This is a genomic window from Kitasatospora sp. NPDC036934, from assembly GCF_055608425.1.
This window is the reverse complement of record NZ_JBVJQR010000035.1, coordinates 33564-49853: the sequence shown is the minus strand read 5'-3', so window position 1 is coordinate 49853 and position 16290 is coordinate 33564. Positions and strand designations below refer to the sequence as shown.

The 16290-nt window shown below is 74.0% G+C and carries 18 protein-coding genes; 7 read left to right on the top strand and 11 right to left on the bottom strand.

The features are described from left to right. Nucleotides 1–21: 21 nt before the first annotated feature. From ACZ7BZ_RS33955 to ACZ7BZ_RS33940, 4 genes are all read left to right on the top strand, one after another. A complete protein-coding gene (locus ACZ7BZ_RS33955; RefSeq protein WP_380460682.1) occupies nucleotides 22–2427 on the top strand; it encodes a glycoside hydrolase family 65 protein in 2406 nt (801 codons plus the stop codon). Nucleotides 2428–2547: 120 nt separating this feature from the next. Next, entirely contained in the window at nucleotides 2548–4281 is a 1734-nt protein-coding gene (locus ACZ7BZ_RS33950) for a pyruvate dehydrogenase (RefSeq protein WP_470361711.1), read from the top strand. Nucleotides 4282–4400: 119 nt separating this feature from the next. Next, on the top strand, nucleotides 4401–5036 hold the full coding sequence (locus ACZ7BZ_RS33945; RefSeq protein WP_470361710.1) for a helix-turn-helix domain-containing protein: 636 nt from the start codon (nucleotides 4401–4403) through the stop codon (nucleotides 5034–5036). A 30-nt stretch (nucleotides 5037–5066) separates the two neighbouring features. Then, on the top strand, nucleotides 5067–5264 hold the full coding sequence (locus tag ACZ7BZ_RS33940) for a DUF6126 family protein (RefSeq protein WP_380460686.1): 198 nt from the start codon (nucleotides 5067–5069) through the stop codon (nucleotides 5262–5264). Nucleotides 5265–5318: 54 nt separating this feature from the next. Here the strand turns inward: ACZ7BZ_RS33940 and pdxR are convergent, their stop codons facing one another. Together pdxR and ACZ7BZ_RS33930 are read right to left on the bottom strand one after the other, a co-directional pair. Next, on the bottom strand, nucleotides 5319–6740 hold the full coding sequence (gene pdxR / locus ACZ7BZ_RS33935) for a MocR-like pyridoxine biosynthesis transcription factor PdxR (RefSeq protein ID WP_380460688.1): 1422 nt from the start codon (nucleotides 6738–6740) through the stop codon (nucleotides 5319–5321). 25 nt (nucleotides 6741–6765) lie between these two features. Next, nucleotides 6766–6969, bottom strand: coding sequence for a carboxymuconolactone decarboxylase family protein (locus ACZ7BZ_RS33930; protein WP_470361709.1), 204 nt, complete (start codon nucleotides 6967–6969; stop codon nucleotides 6766–6768). Between the two features lie 92 nt (nucleotides 6970–7061). Here ACZ7BZ_RS33930 and ACZ7BZ_RS33925 point away from each other — a divergent pair, with 92 nt between their 5' ends. Continuing rightward, nucleotides 7062–7958, top strand: coding sequence for a sigma-70 family RNA polymerase sigma factor (locus tag ACZ7BZ_RS33925; RefSeq protein ID WP_470361708.1), 897 nt, complete (start codon nucleotides 7062–7064; stop codon nucleotides 7956–7958). A gap of 88 nt (nucleotides 7959–8046) precedes the next feature. Here the strand turns inward: ACZ7BZ_RS33925 and ACZ7BZ_RS33920 are convergent, their stop codons facing one another. The 3 genes from ACZ7BZ_RS33920 to ACZ7BZ_RS33910 form a co-directional block, all read right to left on the bottom strand. Continuing rightward, nucleotides 8047–8964 carry an undecaprenyl-diphosphate phosphatase gene (locus ACZ7BZ_RS33920; RefSeq protein ID WP_470361707.1) on the bottom strand — a complete coding sequence of 306 codons (918 nt, stop codon included), beginning with the start codon at nucleotides 8962–8964 and terminating at the stop codon, nucleotides 8047–8049. 129 nt (nucleotides 8965–9093) lie between these two features. Then, a complete protein-coding gene (locus ACZ7BZ_RS33915; RefSeq protein ID WP_470361706.1) occupies nucleotides 9094–9258 on the bottom strand; it encodes a hypothetical protein in 165 nt (54 codons plus the stop codon). 315 nt (nucleotides 9259–9573) lie between these two features. Beyond that, complete coding sequence (locus ACZ7BZ_RS33910) at nucleotides 9574–10356, bottom strand: NRDE family protein (protein ID WP_470361705.1); 783 nt, start codon at nucleotides 10354–10356, stop codon at nucleotides 9574–9576. A gap of 228 nt (nucleotides 10357–10584) precedes the next feature. On the opposite strand from ACZ7BZ_RS33910, the gene ACZ7BZ_RS33905 reads away from it, so the two are divergent. Together ACZ7BZ_RS33905 and ACZ7BZ_RS33900 are read left to right on the top strand one after the other, a co-directional pair. After that, nucleotides 10585–11058 carry a carboxymuconolactone decarboxylase family protein gene (locus ACZ7BZ_RS33905; protein WP_465749369.1) on the top strand — a complete coding sequence of 158 codons (474 nt, stop codon included), beginning with the start codon at nucleotides 10585–10587 and terminating at the stop codon, nucleotides 11056–11058. Between the two features lie 11 nt (nucleotides 11059–11069). Beyond that, entirely contained in the window at nucleotides 11070–11879 is an 810-nt protein-coding gene (locus ACZ7BZ_RS33900; RefSeq protein WP_470361704.1) for an isocitrate lyase/PEP mutase family protein, read from the top strand. A gap of 68 nt (nucleotides 11880–11947) precedes the next feature. Here the strand turns inward: ACZ7BZ_RS33900 and ACZ7BZ_RS33895 are convergent, their stop codons facing one another. The 6 genes from ACZ7BZ_RS33895 to ACZ7BZ_RS33870 form a co-directional block, all read right to left on the bottom strand. After that, a complete protein-coding gene (locus tag ACZ7BZ_RS33895; protein WP_380460701.1) occupies nucleotides 11948–12205 on the bottom strand; it encodes a hypothetical protein in 258 nt (85 codons plus the stop codon). Between the two features lie 79 nt (nucleotides 12206–12284). Next, nucleotides 12285–13397, bottom strand: a complete 1113-nt coding sequence (locus ACZ7BZ_RS33890; RefSeq protein WP_470361703.1) for a cytochrome P450 family protein — start codon at nucleotides 13395–13397, stop codon at nucleotides 12285–12287. Further along, nucleotides 13361–14863 carry a cytochrome P450 gene (locus ACZ7BZ_RS33885; RefSeq protein ID WP_470361702.1) on the bottom strand — a complete coding sequence of 501 codons (1503 nt, stop codon included), beginning with the start codon at nucleotides 14861–14863 and terminating at the stop codon, nucleotides 13361–13363. Before ACZ7BZ_RS33885 ends, ACZ7BZ_RS33890 begins: the two co-directional genes overlap by 37 nt. Beyond that, nucleotides 14860–15486, bottom strand: a complete 627-nt coding sequence (locus ACZ7BZ_RS33880) for a GTP-binding protein (protein ID WP_380462380.1) — start codon at nucleotides 15484–15486, stop codon at nucleotides 14860–14862. Before ACZ7BZ_RS33880 ends, ACZ7BZ_RS33885 begins: the two co-directional genes overlap by 4 nt. Continuing rightward, nucleotides 15464–15829, bottom strand: coding sequence for a DUF742 domain-containing protein (locus ACZ7BZ_RS33875; protein WP_465614120.1), 366 nt, complete (start codon nucleotides 15827–15829; stop codon nucleotides 15464–15466). The genes ACZ7BZ_RS33880 and ACZ7BZ_RS33875 overlap by 23 nt, the downstream gene beginning before the upstream one ends. Continuing rightward, complete coding sequence (locus ACZ7BZ_RS33870; RefSeq protein ID WP_470361701.1) at nucleotides 15826–16239, bottom strand: roadblock/LC7 domain-containing protein; 414 nt, start codon at nucleotides 16237–16239, stop codon at nucleotides 15826–15828. Before ACZ7BZ_RS33870 ends, ACZ7BZ_RS33875 begins: the two co-directional genes overlap by 4 nt. Between the last annotated feature and the right edge of the window lie 51 nt (nucleotides 16240–16290).

The following is a 16290-nucleotide window of genomic DNA, read 5'->3' as shown; positions in this document are numbered from 1 at the left end:
CGAGCGCAGCGAGGTGGGCGCATGAGTCCTGCGGACAACTTCACCATCGACCCCTGGCAGATCACCGAACACGGCGTCGACCCGGCCTCGATGGCCCGCGCCGAGTCCGTCCTCGCGCTCTCCAACGGCCACATCGGGCTGCGCGCCAACCTGGACGAGGGCGAGCCGCACGGGCTGCCCGGCACCTACCTCAACGGGGTCTTCGAACTGCGCCCGCTGCCCTACGGCGAGGGCGGCTACGGCTACCCGGAGTCCAGCCAGAGCGTCATCAACGTCACCAACGGCAAGATCATCCGGCTGCTGGTGGACGACGAGCCCTTCGACCTGCGCTACGGCGAACTGGTCAACCACACCCGCTGGTTGGACTTCCGGGAGGGCCTGCTGCACCGCGAGTGCGAGTGGACCTCCCCGGCTGGGCGGACCATCCGGGTGCGCTCCTCCCGGCTGGTCTCGCTGACCCAGCGCGCCATCGCCGCGGTGGCGTACAGCGTCGAGGCGGTGGACGGGCCGGTGCGGATCGTGCTCCAGTCCGAGCTGGTCGCCAACGAGCAGCTGCCCGGCGGCCCAGAGGGCGACCCGCGCGCCGCCGCCGTCCTCGAAGCGCCGCTGCAGCCGGAGGCGCACCACGCGAGCGGCACCAAGGCCGTCCTGGTGCACCGCACCCGCTTCAGCGGCATCCGGGTCGCCGCCGGGATGGACCACCTCATCGAGGGGCCGGAGCGGCTGGACACCGTCGCCGAGGCCGAGGCCGACCACTGCCGGATCAGCGTCACCACCGTGCTGGAGCCCGGACAGCGGCTGCGGCTGGTCAAGTTCATGTCCTACGGCTGGTCCGCCACCCGCTCGCTGCCCGCCGTCCGGGACCAGGTCGAGGCCGCGCTGACCGCCGCCCGGTACACCGGCTGGGACGGCCTGGTCGACGAACAGGCCGAATTCCTCAAGGAGTTCTGGGAGACCAGCGACGTCGAGATCGAGGGCGACGTCGAACTCCAGCAGGCCGTCCGGTTCGCCGTCTTCCACGTCCTGCAGGCCGGTGCCCGCAGCGAGGAACGCGCCATCCCCGCCAAGGGGTTGACCGGCCCCGGCTACGACGGTCACAGCTTCTGGGACACCGAGACCTTCGTCCTGCCGGTGCTCACCTACTGCCTGCCCGGGGCCGTCAACCAGGCCCTGCGCTGGCGGCACACCACCCTGCCGCTCGCCCGCGAACGGGCGGCCCAACTCGGCCTGGCCGGCGCGGTGTTCCCCTGGCGGACGATCCGCGGCGAGGAGTGTTCCGGGTACTGGCCGGCCGGCACCGCGGCCTTCCACATCGGCGCCGACATCGCCACCGCCGTCGCCCGCTACGTCCGGGCCACCGGGGACGAGGACTTCGAGCGCGCGTACGGCCTGGAACTGCTCGTCGAGACCGCCCGGATGTGGCGCTCGCTCGGCCACCACGACACCGCCGGGAAGTTCCGCATCGAGGGCGTCACCGGCCCCGACGAGTACAGCGCCGTCGCCGACAACAACGTCTACACCAACCTGATGGCGCAGACGAACCTGCGCGCCGCCGCCGAGGCCGCCGTCCGGCACCCCCGCGAGGCCGCCGAACTCGGCGTCGACACCGAGGAGACCGCGGCCTGGCGGGACGCCGCCACCGCCATGTACGTCCCCTACGACGAGGACCTCGGCGTCCACCCGCAGGCCGACGGCTTCACCCACCACCAGGTCTGGGACTTCGAGAACACCCCGCCGGAGAACTACCCGCTGCTGCTGCACTACCCGTACTTCGACCTGTACCGCAAGCAGGTCGTCAAGCAGGCCGACCTGGTGCTCGCCATGCAGGTCCGCGGCGACGCCTTCACCGACGAGCAGAAGGCCCGCAACTTCGCCTACTACGAGCGCCTGACCGTCCGCGACTCCTCGCTCTCCGCCTGCACCCAGGCCGTCATGGCCGCCGAGGTAGGCCAACTCGACCTCGCGTACGACTACACCGCCGAAGCCGCCCTGATGGACCTCCACGACCTCGGCGGCAACACCCGCGACGGCCTCCACATGGCCTCCCTGGCCGGCGCCTGCGTCGCCCTGGTGGCCGGCTTCGGCGGCCTGCGCGACCACGGCGAGACCCTCGACTTCCGGCCCCGGCTGCCCTCCGGGCTGATGAAGCTGAGCTTCTCCCTGCTGGTCCGCGGCCACCTGCTCGGCGTCCGGATCACCCACGGGGGCACCACCTACACGCTGCGCCGCGGCGAGGTGATGCACCTGCGCCACGACGGCGAGCTGGTCCAGGTCAAGGCCGGCTCCCCGGTCACCGTGCCCACCACCGCCCCGCCCGCCCAGGAGCGCTGCGCCCAGCCTCCCGGCCGCGAGCCGGCCCGCCGCCAGCCCCAGGCGGGGCTGGTGGCCGGCAAGCTCGGCCAGCACGACCACCTGGCCGCGGAGTAGCCGCGGCGCCGGGCCCCGCGGCGGCCGCGTACCGCTCACTCGTTCGCCCGGCCCCGTGTGCGGCCGGCTCCGACCCGTCGGAGGCTGCAGGTGTCCTGTGGCGAGCGAAGGGAAGTCCCCGTGGCGACCGTGGCCGAACAGATGGTGGAGGTGCTCCGGCAGGCCGGGGTGGAGCGGGTGTACGGCGTGGTCGGCGACAGCCTCAACCCCGTCGTCGACGCGATCCGGCGGGCGGAGGGCATCGGCTGGGTGCACGTGCGCAACGAGGAGGCCGGCGCCTTCGCGGCCGCCGCTGAGGCCGAACTCAGCGGCCGGCTGGCGGTCTGCGCGGGCTCCTGCGGCCCCGGAAACACCCACCTCATCCAGGGCCTGTACGACGCCCAGCGCAGCGGCCTGCCGGTGCTCGCGCTCGCCTCGCACATCCCGTCCGGGCAGATCGGCACCGGGTTCTTCCAGGAAACCCACCCCGAGCGGGTGTTCACCGACTGCAGCAACTGGTGCGAGATGCTCTCCACCCCCGCCCAGCTGCCCCGGCTGCTGCGGGTCGGCATCCAGCACGCACTCGGCTCGCGCGGCGTCTCGGTGCTGGCCTTCCCCGGGGACGTCGCCGCCCTGCCGGCCGCCGGGGCGACCGGCAGCAGCCACTTCCTCACCGAGCAGGCCGTCGCAGCGCCGCCCTGGTCCCAGGTGCAGGAGCTGGCCCGGCTGCTCAACGCGGCCCGCCGGGTCGCCCTGTTCTGCGGTGCCGGGGTGCGCGGGGCGCATGCCGAGGTGATGGCCGTCGCCGAGGCGCTGAGCGCGCCGATCGGGCACTCGCTGCGGGGCAAGGAGTGGATCCAGTTCGACAACCCGTACGACGTCGGCATGAGCGGGCTGCTCGGCTACGGCGCCTGCCACGAGGCGCTGCACTCCGCGGACCTGGTGCTGCTGCTCGGCACCGACTTCCCGTACGACTCCTTCCTGCCGCAGGCGCACACCGTCCAGGTCGACCACGACGCCACCCGGCTGGGCCGCCGCACCGCGCTGGAACTGGCCGTGCACGGCGACGTCGCGGCCACCCTGCGGGCCGTGCTGCCGCTGCTGGACGCCAAGCCCGACCGGACCTTCCTGGACGGCATGCTGCGCAAGCACTGCAAGTCGCTGGAGGACGTCATCGGCGCCTACACCCGGGACATCGAGAAGCACCTGCCGATCCACCCCGAGTACGTCGCCTCGGTGCTGGACGAAGTCGCCGCCGACGACGCGGTGTTCACCGTGGACACCGGGATGAACAACGTCTGGGCCGCCCGCTACCTCCAGCCGAACGGCCGCCGCCGGGTGATCGGCTCCTTCCTGCACGGCTCGATGGCGAACGCCCTCCCGCACGCGATCGGCGCCCAACTCGCCTGCCCCGGGCGGCAGGTGATCGCGATGGCGGGCGACGGCGGGATCGGCATGCTGCTCGGCGAACTGCTCACGGTGGCCAAGCACCGGCTGCCGGTGAAGACGGTGGTCTTCAACAACGGCGCGCTCGGCATGATCAAGCTGGAGATGCTGGTTTCCGGCTACCCGGAGTACGAGATCGACAACGGGGACGTGGACTACGCCGGCATCGCCCGGGCGATGGGCGTCCCGGCCAAGCGGGTCGCCGAACCGGCGAGGGTCCGGGAGGTGCTGGCGGAGGCGCTGGAGCGGCCCGGTCCGGCCCTGGTGGACGTGGTCACCGACCCGAACGCGCTGTCCATCCCGCCGCGGATCACCGCCGCCCAGCTGAAGGGCTTCGCGCTGGCGGCCGGGAAGACGGTGTTGTCGGGCGGCGTCGGGCGGATGGTCGACCTGGCGCGCAGCAACCTCCGCAACGTCCCCCGGCCGTGAGCGGCCCTTGTCGCGGGCGGCTTTGCCGCCGCCTCGGCCTCTGCCGGCCTCGACTCCCGCGGCTTTGCCTCTGAGGCAACTTTCTTGCCCCTGCGGCAGGCCGGGTGTCCACTGGACCCATGACCACCAGCTCCACCGGCACCCCCGGCGACGGCGACCAGCTCGACGACCAGGAGGTCGCCGGCCTCGCCGCCCGCCTCCGCGAGCACCGGCACAGCAGCCGACTCACGCTGGAGGTCGCCGCGGGCCGGGTCGGCCTCTCCCCAGCCTATCTGTCCCGGCTGGAGACCGGCCGCCGCCAGCCCTCGCTGCCCGTCCTGCTCGGCCTCGCCCGCGCCTACGGCACCACCGTCTCCGGACTGCTCGGCGAGGCCATGGTCGAACCCGACCCGGTGGTCCGCGGCGGCGCCATCGATCCCGGCCGCGCCGGTGGCTGGGGCTACCGGCGGGCCGGCGCCCCCGGCCGCGCCATGCAGGCCCTGCGGGTGCACGTGCCGCCGGGCGTCCAGGACGCCGTGGTCCGGGTCCACCCCGGCGAGGAGTGGATCTACGTCCTGCGCGGGCAGCTGCGGGTGACCCTCGGCGACCGCGCCCACCACCTCGCGCCCGGCGACTCCGCCCACTACGACTCGCTCACCCCGCACTGCATCGCCGCCGAATCCGACACCGGCGTCGAACTGCTCTTCATCCACACCCTGTTGCAGAGCCCCGGCGGCGAACTCTGCCTCGGCGGCGGCCCCGCCCCGACCCACTGACCAGCCGCCAGACCCTTGGAGGAGATCCCGATGGCCGATCCCACCACCCCCGCCGCCACCGCCGTCCCGGCCGGCGCCGCCGACACCGCCACCGGCCCGAAGACCATGGACGCCGGGAAGTGGGCCAACAAGCGGGTCTACCTCCGCCTGGTCATCTACACGGCGGGCATCCACGCCTTCGCCGGCTTCATCATGCTGCTGTTCGAACTGGGCAGCCGGAACAAGTAGTTCGGTCGCCCCGGCTGGCGAGCGCCCGCCCCGGCCCGCCCCGCGGCGGGCCGGTCACGCCGTGCGGAGCACCCGGCAGAGGGCGTCCAGGGCCGCCGGGAAGGCGTGTTCCGGCGGGGTCGCGTAGCCGATCACCAGGGCGGGGTCGCCCGCCTCGGCGGTCGGGTCGGCACGGTGCCAGTCGAGACCGCTGAGGGCCAGGCCGGCGGCCTCGGCGCGGGCGATCAGTTCGGCCTCCGGCGTGGACCCGGGCGGGAGTTGGAGCACGGCGTGCAGGCCGGCCGCGATGCCGGTGACCTCGACCCGCGGGGCGTGCTCGGCGACCGCGGCGGCCAGCCGGTCGCGCCGGCGCCGGTAGTGCAGCCGGCAGCGCCGCACGTGGCGGTCGTACGTCCCCGAGGTGATCAGCTCGGCCAGGGTCAGCTGGTCGAGCACCGGGGACATGGTGTCGGCCAGCGCCTTCAGCCGGGCGACCGGCTCGACCAGCGCGTCCGGCAGGGCGAGCCAGGCCAGGCGCAGGCCCGGGGCCAGGCTCTTGGCGGCGGTGCCGGCGTACACCACCCGTTCCGGGTCGAGCGCCTGCATCGCGCCGAGCGGCTGCCGGTCGTAGCGGAACTCGCCGTCGTAGTCGTCCTCGACCACGTACCGGTCGTGTTCGCGCGCCCACCGCACCGTGGCGGCCCGCCGGTCGGCGGACAGCGGTGCGCCGGTGGGGTACTGGTGGGCGGGGGTCAGCAGGGCGGCGCCGCAGTGGGCGTCGAGCCGGTCGACGACGGCGCCCTCGCAGTCCAGCGGCAGCGGGACGGTGGACAGCCCGGCGGCCCGCACCACGGCGTGCTGCGGCGGCAGTCCGTACGCCTCGACCGCGAGCGAGCGGGCGCCGCGCTCCCGCAGGGCCGCGCAGAGCAGGCCGAGGCCCTGCTGGACGCCACCGCAGATGAGCAGGTGGTCCGGGTCGGTGCGGACGCCGCGGACCCGGGCCAGGTAGTGGGTGAGCGCCTCGCGCAGTTCGATCCGGCCGAGCGGGCTGCCGTAGCCGAGCGCCTCGTGCGGGGCGGTGGCGAGGGCGCGGCGGGCGGCGGCCAGCCAGGCGGTGCGGGGGAAGAGCGAGAGGTCGGGGCGCCCGGACCGCAGGTCGTGCCGGGGGGCGCGCAGCAATTCCCGGGCCGGGACGGGCCGTTCGCCGCGCACGGGCACGGCCCGCCGGGCGACGGTGGTGCCGGAGCCCTGCCGGGAGCTGAGCCAGCCCTCGGCGGCGAGCTGCCCGTACGCCTCGACCACGGTGTTGCGGGCGATGCCGAGGTCCTCGCCGAGGGCCCGGGAGGACGGCAGGCGGGTGCCGGGCGCGAGCCGCCCGTCCTGGACGGCCTCGCGCAGGGCGTCCTCCAGGGCGGCCCGCAGCCCGGCGCCGGCGGCGCGCCGCTCGCTGAGGTCCAGGTGCAGGTCGCCGCCGAAGGAGGTCCAGGAGCCGTTCACGGATCCATTCTCGCGTGCCCGGTGGTCACCAGGTGGCGCCGGCGGGCTCCTCGGTCGCGGTGTCGATGCGGTTGAGGAAGTCGGTCAGGCCGATCAGCAGGATGATCGCGGAGAGCTGTTCCTGCTCGAAGTGGTCGGCGGCCGCGTCCCGGATCCGGTCCGGGACGGCCTTGCCGGTGCGGTCGGCGATCCGGGCGGCGGCCTCGGTGAGTTCGAGGGCGGTGCGCACCTCGTCGGTGAAGAACGGCGCCTCCCGCCAGTCCTCCGGGTCGGTTAGCGTCCGTCAGTGGACCGACGGATACCGACGCGAGGATGCGGCAGATGAGCGACGAAACCTCCCGAACCGATCTTCTGGCCGCGCAGTTCGAGGCGGAGCGCCCCCAACTGCGCTCCGTGGCCTACCGGATGCTCGGTTCGGTCGCCGAGGCCGAGGACGCCGTCCAGGAGGCGTGGCTGAAGCTGAGCCGCAGCGACGTGGGCGAGGTGCGCAACCTCGGGGCCTGGCTGACCACCGTGGTCGGCCGGGTCTGCCTGGACCAGCTGCGTTCCCGGGCCTCCCGCCGGGAGGACCCGCTGCCCGAGCAGGAGGGGCAGGTGCGGCTGCCGGACCCGGTGGTGAGCGGGCTGACGGCACTGGACCCGGTGCACGAGATCCTGGTCGCGGACTCGGTGGGGATCGCGCTGATGGTCGTGCTGGAGACGCTCTCCCCGGCGGAGCGGGTGGCCTTCGTGCTGCACGACATGTTCGAGGTGCCCTTCGACGGGATCGCCGAGGTGCTCGGCCGCACCGCCGCCTCGACCCGCCAGCTGGCGAGCCGCGCCCGCCGCCGGGTGCAGGGCGCGACCCCGCCCGCCGACGCGGACGAGGTCCGCAAGCGCCAGGTGGTGGAGGCCTTCCTGACCGCGGCCCGGGGCGGTGACTTCGACGCCCTGATGACGGTGCTGGACCCGGAGGTGGTGGCCCGGTCGGACGGCGGCACGCTGGTGCCGAGCGTGCTGCGCCGGGGCGCGGCCGACGTGGCCTCCCAGGCGATCACCTTCGCCCGGTTCGCCGCGGACGGGCGCCTGGCGCTGGTCAACGGCTCGCCCGGGGCGGTGTCCTTCGCCGACGGCCGTGCGCTGTCGGTCATGTCGTTCACCATCCACCAGGGCCGGATCACCGGTCTGGACATCCTCACCGACCCGGTCCGGCTGGCGGCGCTGGGCCTCACCGCGTAGCCGTACGCGGTACGGGAAATGCGCGGCACGGAACGCGGACGGGCCGTCCGGCGAGCTGCCGGACGGCCCGTGGCGGGTTCGGGAGGGGTCAGACCGACAGGTAGATCGCGCTGCCGAGGCCGGCCAGGAAGCAGTACACCGCGAACGGCGTCAGGCTGCGGGTCTCGAAGTACTTGGTGAGGAAGCGCACCGAGATGTAGCCGGCCACGAAGGCGGCGACGCTGCCGGCGGCCACCGGGCCGAGCACGGCGGAGTTCTCCGGCTTGAACAGCTCGGGGACCTTCAGCGCCGAGGCGGCCAGGATGACCGGGGTGGCGAGCAGGAAGGAGAACCGGGCGGCGTCCTCGTGGTGGAGTCCGCGCAGGATGCCGGCGCTCATGGTGACGCCGGAGCGGCTGATGCCCGGGAACAGCGCGAGGATCTGGGCGGAGCCGATCCAGGCGCCCTGGACGAAGCTGAGCCTGGTCAGCCGGACGTCGGAGGCGACCGCCGGGTCCAGTCCGGGCTCGTCGGCGGGGGCGGCGTGTCCGGCCCGGCGGCGGCCGCTGCCGCCGCGCTTGAGCCGTTCGGCGCCGAGCAGCACCAGCCCGTTGAGCGCGAGGAAGACGGCGGCCGGCAGCGGCTTGCCGAGCGCGTGCCGCAGGGCCTTCTCCAGGACGAGGCCGGCCACGCCGACCGGGATGGTGGAGATGATGAGCAGCCAGGCGAGCTTCTCGTCCCGGGTCTGTATCCGACGGTGCCGGATCGAGCCGACCAGTCCGCTGACGACCCGGACCCAGTCCCGCCAGAAGAACACCACCAGGGCCAGCGCCGTGGCCAGGTGCAGGGCGACCAGGGCGGCGAGGTAGGAGGAGCCGTCGGCGGTCATGTCGAGGTCCTGCTGGATCTTCCCGCCGATCACGGCCGGGACCAGGATGCTGTGGCCCAGGCTGGACACCGGGAAGAGTTCCGTCACACCCTGCAGCAGGCCGACGCCTATCGCTTCCGGGTAGGTCAGGGTGGACATCGCGCACCTTCGCTCTGGGGTCTGCGGCCGGTGGGTTCCGGTGGCCTCCGCGAAGCTACTACGGGCATGTAGACACCCGGCAGCCCCGCCGCCAGAAGTTCATCGAGCGTATGTCCGGGTGTCACCGCTTCAGAGCCGGTGGACCAGCAACTCGGCGACGGCGCCCGGGAGTCCGGCGGGCACCGCCTGCTGGACTGCCTGGCCGAGCAGCACCCCGGCGGTCGCCGCGAGCGGGGTGCCGCCGAGTAGCAGGGCGACGGTCAGTGCGGCGTACAGCCGCGGCCGACGGTCCATCGGGGGGCCTCCATCGGGCAGGGGGTCGATACCCGCCCACGATGCGGCCTGCCGCAGCGTCAGGTTCAAGTCCTTTTCGGGAGGGGCCGGTTCGGACGTCGGCCTGGCTCGGGCGTCCGAGCCGGTCGCACGCCCGTCCCAGGCGTACGTCCGTCTGGCTCGTACGTCCGTCTCAGGCTTCCGTCTCAGGCATCGACTTGGACGGACGTCCGTCTCAGGCTTCCGTCTCAGGCATCGACTTGGACGGACGTCCGTATCGGTCGTACGTCCGTCCGTCTTGAGCGGACGTACGACCCGGACGGGCGCCCGGCCGGGTCAGACGTCCACCCGCCGCCAGCCCGAACCGTCGGCCGGCACCGGCGCCGTCGCGAAGTCGTAGCGCAGCAGTTCCGGGCCGAGTGCCAGCAGCGAGATCGAGGAGGAGCCCCAGATCCGTCCGTCGCCGAAGTCCCGGCGCTGGATCAGCGCGGCGTCGTCGTCCAGGGCCAGTCCGTCGCCGGTGACGACCGGCAGCCAGCTGCCCCAGGCCGCTTCGGCCGTCCCGCCGGCGGTCGGTTCGGGCCGGGGCTCGGCCAGCAGGCGGGCCCGGAAGTGGTCGGCGCGGGCGGCCATCAGGGAGCGGATCCGCTCGGAGGCGGTACGGTTGGCGGCCGTGCCCTCCAGGCCGTCGTTGACCACCACGCTGAGCCCGGTGGGCAGTTGGTGCTCGGTCGGCCGTCCGTCGCCGCCCCAGCTGGTGACCTCGGCGCCGTCCGGGTGGACCTGGACGAGGTGGAAGGGGTCGTACGGGGCGAGGTCGAGTTGTCCGATCCCGCCCTCGCGCACGGCGGTGAGCGGCAGTTCGCCGCGGCTGAGCCGGCTGGCGGCGGGGGCGAGCGGGCCGAAGCCGTTGAGCAGGCAGGCGGCGGTGCGCCGGTCGGGGTCGACGGCCAGCCAGGTCCCGCCGGCCGCGAGGTCCAGTCCGCCGACGATTCCGGGTCGCTGGGGCCAGTGGTGGCCCGGGGGCTGCCAGGCGCGGCCGAGGTACTCGTCCCGGACGGACAGCAGCAGCACCGGTACCGCCGCGTCGGGTTCGATGCTGATGAACGCCGTGCACACGGTCCCGTCCCCCTGACCTGGTCGCCCCGAAGATCCACCAGCGATCCTCGCACGCCTGTTCGCGCACCGGAAGTGGCCCAAGGAAGCAGGTGTCGAATGCACCAGTGCCGGGGGCCAGTGGGCTTCTAGGCTGGCTCCCGTGACGACCGCAGAGCCGACGGCCGAGCCGACCGCAGCGCCGCGGCCGAGCCGACCGCCGAGCCGATGAACGCGACCCAGGACGGGACCATGACGAACGAGACCGCGCCCCACGTGCCCGCCCCCGAGCAGCGCCTCCCGATGCCGAAGCTGGCCCCCGCCTTCTACCAGGCCATGATCGCCGTGGACCGGGCCTCTCGGGAGGGTCTGGACCCGACCCTCGCCGAGCTGGTCAAGGTACACGCCTCGATGATCAACGGCTGTGCGTTCTGCATCGACATGCACGCCACCGACGCCCGCAAGAACGGCGAGCAGGACCACCGCCTGCTCTCCCTTCCCGCCTGGCGCGAGACCCCCTGGTTCACCGCCCGTGAGCGCGCCGCCCTCGCCCTCACCGAGTCGATCACCCTGCTGACCCAGGGCCACGTGCCGGACGCCGTGTACGACGAGGCCGCCGCGCAGTTCGAGCCGGCCGAGCTGGCCCAGCTGATCGCGCTGATCACCACCATCAACGCGTGGAACCGGATCGGCGTGTCCACCCGCATGAGCCCGGCCGCGAAGTGAGCGGGCCCCTGATGACCACTCAGCGGGAGAAGGCCCGGCTGCTCCGGGAGCTGCACCGCCCGGGCGAGCCGCTGGTGCTGGCCAACGTGTGGGACGCGGCGAGCGCCCGGCTGGTGGCCGGCGCCGGGGCGCGGGCGGTGGCGACGGCCAGCGCCAGCGTCTCCTGGTCGCTCGGCAGCCCGGACGGCGGCGGCGCCGACCGTGACCAGGTGCTGGCCCGCACCGCAGAGGTGGTCCGCTCGGTCGACCTGCCGGTCACCGCGGACCTGGAGAGCGGCTACGCGGACACCCCGGCCGGGGTCGGCGAGACCGTCACCGCGCTGCTCGCCACCGGCGCCGTCGGGGTGAACCTGGAGGACGCCGGCCACACGCCCGAGCAGGCCGCCGAGCGGATCGCGGCGGCCCGGGCGGCGGCGGACGCGGCGGGCGTGCCGCTCTTCGTCAACGGCCGCACCGACGTCTTCCTGCACTCCCTGGGCGAGCCCGAGGGTCGGCTGGACGAGGCGGTCCGTCGGCTGCGGGCGTACGTCGAGGCGGGCGCGGACGGCGTGTTCGTCCCCGGCGTCGCCGACCCGGAGACCGTGGCCGCGCTGGTCGAGGCCGTCCCGGCCCCGCTGAACCTGCTGGCCGGCCCCGGCTCCCCGTCGGTGGCCGAACTGGCGAAGCTCGGCGTGGCCAGGATCAGCCTGGGCCCGGGCCTGGCCAGGGTGGCCTATGCGGCTGTCCGCCGTGCGGCCGAGGAGGTGTACGCGAGCGGCACGTACACCTCCTTGGACGGCGGGCTGACCTACCCGGAGCTCAACGGCCTCTTCCAGGGCTGAGGGCGCCGGGCGGGGGCGGGCCCGTCCGGGCCCGTCCCGGGCGGATCGGCTGACCGGACGGGGGTCGGTCAGCCGATCTGCCCGCTGATCCCCGGGTGGCTCATCTGGTTGGTGCCGATGGCCTCCACCTCGTCGGCGGTGTGCCCGACCACCGGGAGCTTGCCCGCGGTCTGCAGGGCGATGTCGGCGGGAGAGAGGTTGAGACCGTCGGTGAGGCCGCCGGTGGCGTCCGGCGAGCTGGCGGTCTGGCTGGTGGCGGAGGCCGCCGGGACGGCGAGGGCGAGGCCCGCCATGGTGAGGGCGGCCAGGGTGGCGAGTTTCTTCATGCCCTGCCGAACGACCGGGCCGCCCTCAGGTAACCGGGGGACGCCGACCGTCACCCTCGGACGGCCCGGTGGCGACACATCACTTCCGGGTCCGCACCCGCAGCGTCCGCACGCTGTTGCTCACGAACGAGCCGATCGGCTCCGGCCGTTCACCCTCCGCCAGGGCCAGCCCCGGGAACCGCCCGAACAGGTGCCGCAGCGCCGTCTCGGCCTCCAGCCGGGCCAGCCCCGAGCCGAGGCAGAAGTGCGGGCCGTGGCCGAGTGACAGGTGCCGGGCGGGCTGCCGGGTGAGGTCGAAGCGGTCGGCGTCCGGGTAGTGCCCGGCGTCCCGGCCGGCCGCGGCGTAGGAGGCGAGCAGCGCCTCGCCGCGCCGGATGACCACCTCGCCGACCTCGATGTCCTCGCTCGCGTAGCGCAGCGGGAACTGGCCGACCGGCGAGTCGTAGCGCAGGGTCTCCTCCACCACCGCCGACCACGGCAGGGCGCCGTCCAGCACCAGCCGCAGCTGGTCGGGGTGGGCGAGCAGGGCCCGGACGGCGTTGGTGATCAGGTTGAGCGTGGTCTCGTGCCCGGCGACCAGCATCAGCAACAGGGTGCCGACGAGTTCGGCCTCGCTGAGCCCGTCGCCGGCCTCGCGGGCGGCGATCAGGTCGGTGGTCAGGTCGTCGCCGGGTGCGGCCCGCTTGGCGGCGACCACCGAGGCCAGTAGCGCGTTGAGGTCGCGCTGGGCGGCGAGGGCCGCGTCCGGGGTGGCGGAGCTGGAGACCATGGTGTCGGACAGGGCGTGCAGGGCGTCCTGCTGCGCCGCGGCCAGGCCCAGCAGCTCGCCGATCACCTGCATCGGCAGCGGGTAGGCGAAGTGCTCGCGCAGGTCGAACTCGCCCGCCAACTCCTCGACCCGGTCCAGCAGGGCGACGGTCCGGGACTCGATCGCGGGGGCCAGCGCGGCTATTCGGCGCGGGGTGAAGGCCTGGCTGACCAGCCCGCGCAGCCGCTTGTGGTCCTCGCCGTCGGCGGTGATCATGCCGGGCACCACGACGAAGTTGAGCAGCGGCCAGCCGTACGGCAGTCGGCCCTCCCGGAAGGTCGTCCACAGCTGGGGGTTCTTGCCGACCCGGGGGTCGGCCAGTAGCGCCTGGAGGGTGTCGTGGTGGGTTACCGCCCAGACCACCACCCCGCCAGGGAGCTCCACCAGGACGGCCGGTCCGGCGGCCCGGAGGCGGGCGTTCTCTCCGTGCTGGTCGCGTCCGAAGGGGTCGAGCCGGACGGGCTCGGGGCGGGAGCCGCGGGAGTCGTCGGCGGTGTCCATGCGGGCCTCTCGGGGGCTGGCGGGCGGGGCGGGGTGAAGGCGCTGTACAGCACTGGCAGGGCGACCAGGGCCCGCGACCAGGGGGACGGTCGCCAGGTCAACTCGCCGGGTGGTACGGCCAGTTGGAGATCCGGTAGTCGGTGCAGCAGGGTCTCGATCGCGGTCTCGACGATGATCCGGGCCGGGTGCTGGGCCGGGCAGACGTGCCTGCCCGCGCCCCAGGCGAGGTGGGCCCGGTTGCCGCCGAGCGAGCCCTGGGCGGCGGAGGCGGCGCCCTGGGCGGCCGGGTCGGCGTTGGCCGCTGCCAGGCCGAGCACCAGCATGTCGCCGGCGCTGACGTACTGGCCGCCGAACACGGTGTCGCCGGTGGCCCAGCGGCCGGGGAAGTTCTGGGTCGGCGGGTCGCGCCAGAGCACCTCCTCCAGCGCGTCGGAGACGGTGAGCCGCCCGCCGGTCAGGGTGGCCCGGAAGCGCCGGTCGGTGAGCAGCAGTCGCAGGGTGTTGCCGATCCAGTTGATGCAGGTCTCGTTGCCCGCGACCATCATCACGACCAGGTGGTGCACCGCCTCCTCGTCGGTCAGCGCGGCCGGGTGGGCGAGCAGCCAGGAGGTGAGGTCGGCGCCGGGCGCGGTGCGCCGGTGCCGGACGAGTTCGGCCAGGGTGCTCTGGAACTCCCCGGCGGCGCGCACCGATTCGGGCCCGCTGTCGACGAAGTGACTGATCAGTTCGATCATCCGCGGCCCGCTGCCGGTGGGCAGGCCGACCAGTTGGGTGGAGACCAGCAGCGGCAGTGCCCGGGCGTACTGGCCGATCAGGTCGGCGGTGCCGTCCGGGCCCCAGCTGTCGATCAGACCGTCGGCGGCGGCCTCGGTGGTCTCGCGCAGCTGCCGGTGGTCGATCTGGGCCAGGGTGTCCGAGACGGCGGCGCGCAGCCGCTGGTGCTCTGCGCCGTCCAGGTTGAGCAGGGTGGGCCGCCAGGCGGTCATCGGCTGCAGCCGGGAGTCGGGGGCGAGCCGCCCCTCGGCGGGGACCCTCCAGTGCCGCGAGTCCTTGGAGAACAGGGCCTCGTTGCGGGTGAGTTCGAGCAGTTCGGCGTAGCCGAGGACGAGCCAGGCCTCCACCCCGGGTTCCAGCTCGATCGGCGCGACCGGCCCGTAGCGCTCGCGCAGCCGGGCGTACAGGCCGTGCGGGTCGTCGGCGACGGCCTGCCCGTAGAGCGGGGTGAGCGGGACGCCGACGGGCAGTCCGCTGCCGTGCGGGGGGCTGTGCGAGGGGCCGTACGGCGGTCCGGTCGGGGCGCCGTGCGCGACCGGGCAGCCGGACCCCCGGGGCGGTTCGGGCGCGGTCACGGCTGGAGCTCCAGGAGCGAGCTGCGATGCAGGTGGTCGACGAAGTCGATCAGCAGGTCGTAGGACTGCCGCCGGTCCCGGGCGTCGCAGTGGAGGATCGGCACGTCCGGCAGCAGGTCCAGCGCCGAGCGCAGCTCCTCCTCCGGGTAACTCGGCGTGTCCGGGAAGGTGTTGACGGCGACCGCGAACGGGATGCGCTGCTCCTCCAGGCGGCCGAGCACGTCGAAGCTCTCGTCCGGCCGGCGCAGGTCGACCATCGCGATGGCGCCGAGCGCGCCGCGCGACAGGTCGTCCCAGAGCGGCCAGAACCGCTGCTGCCCGGGCGTGCCGAACAGATAGAGCGCCAGCCGGGAGTTGAGCGTGATCCGGCCGAAGTCCAGGGCGACCGTGGTGGTGGTCTTGCCGCTGTGCCCGGTGAGGTCGTCCACGCCGCTGCTGGCGGCGGTCATGGTCTCCTCGGTGCGCAGCGGGGTGATCTCGCTGAGCGAGCCGACCAGGGTGGTCTTGCCGACCCCGAACGGGCCGGTGACCAGGATCTTGACCGCGCCCTGCACCGAGGACGGCAGGTACTGCGGTCCGGTCGGCCGGGCGGCGGGGGCTTCAGCGGAGTTGGCGGAGGCCAACGAGCACCTCTTCCAGAAGGGTTGTGGGCAGGCGTTCGGCCTGCGGGACGGGCGGGAGCACCTGCACGGCGCCGAGGTCCCAGAGGTCGCCGACCAGCACCTTGACGACGCCGAGCGGCAGCCCCAGGTGGGCCGCCACCTCGGCGACGGACAGCAGGCTGTGGCAGAGCCCGAGGATGCGCCGGTGCTCCCGGTTGAGCAGGACGTGCTCGGGCAGTGCCGGGGGTTCGGGCAGCCCTAACGGTCCGGGCAGGGCGCTGACCAGGCTCTCGACGGCGAGGTCGGTGCGGGTGGGGCGGCTGCGTCCGCCGGTGATGACGTAGGGCCGGACCGGCCCGTTCACCGGTGGCCCCCCGCCGCGTGGTCGACGCGCGGCGGGCTGGTGAGGTGGGTGCCGATCCGCTCGACCAGGACCTGCATCTGGTAGGCGACCAGTCCCGCGTCGACCGTCTCGTTGGTCACCACGGCCAGGTGGGCGCCGGCCCCGGCGGCGACGATGAACAGGTAGCCGCCGCCGTACTCGATGATGATCTGGCGGGTGGCGCTGCCGGGGCCGCCGAAGCCGGCCGCGACGCCGCGGGCCAGCGACTGAAGACCGGAGCAGGCGGCGGCGAGCCGTTCGGCGTCCTCCCGGGCGATGTCGGAGCTGCGGCCGATCTCCAGGCCGTCGTTGGAGACGACGACGGCGTGCTGGACGTGGGGGACGGCGATGATGTCGGCGAGCAGCCAGCCGAGATCGGGGGTGGTGGTCATGGAACTCTCCGGAGCGCTGGGGAAGTCGGGGAGACGGGGAGACGGGGAGCG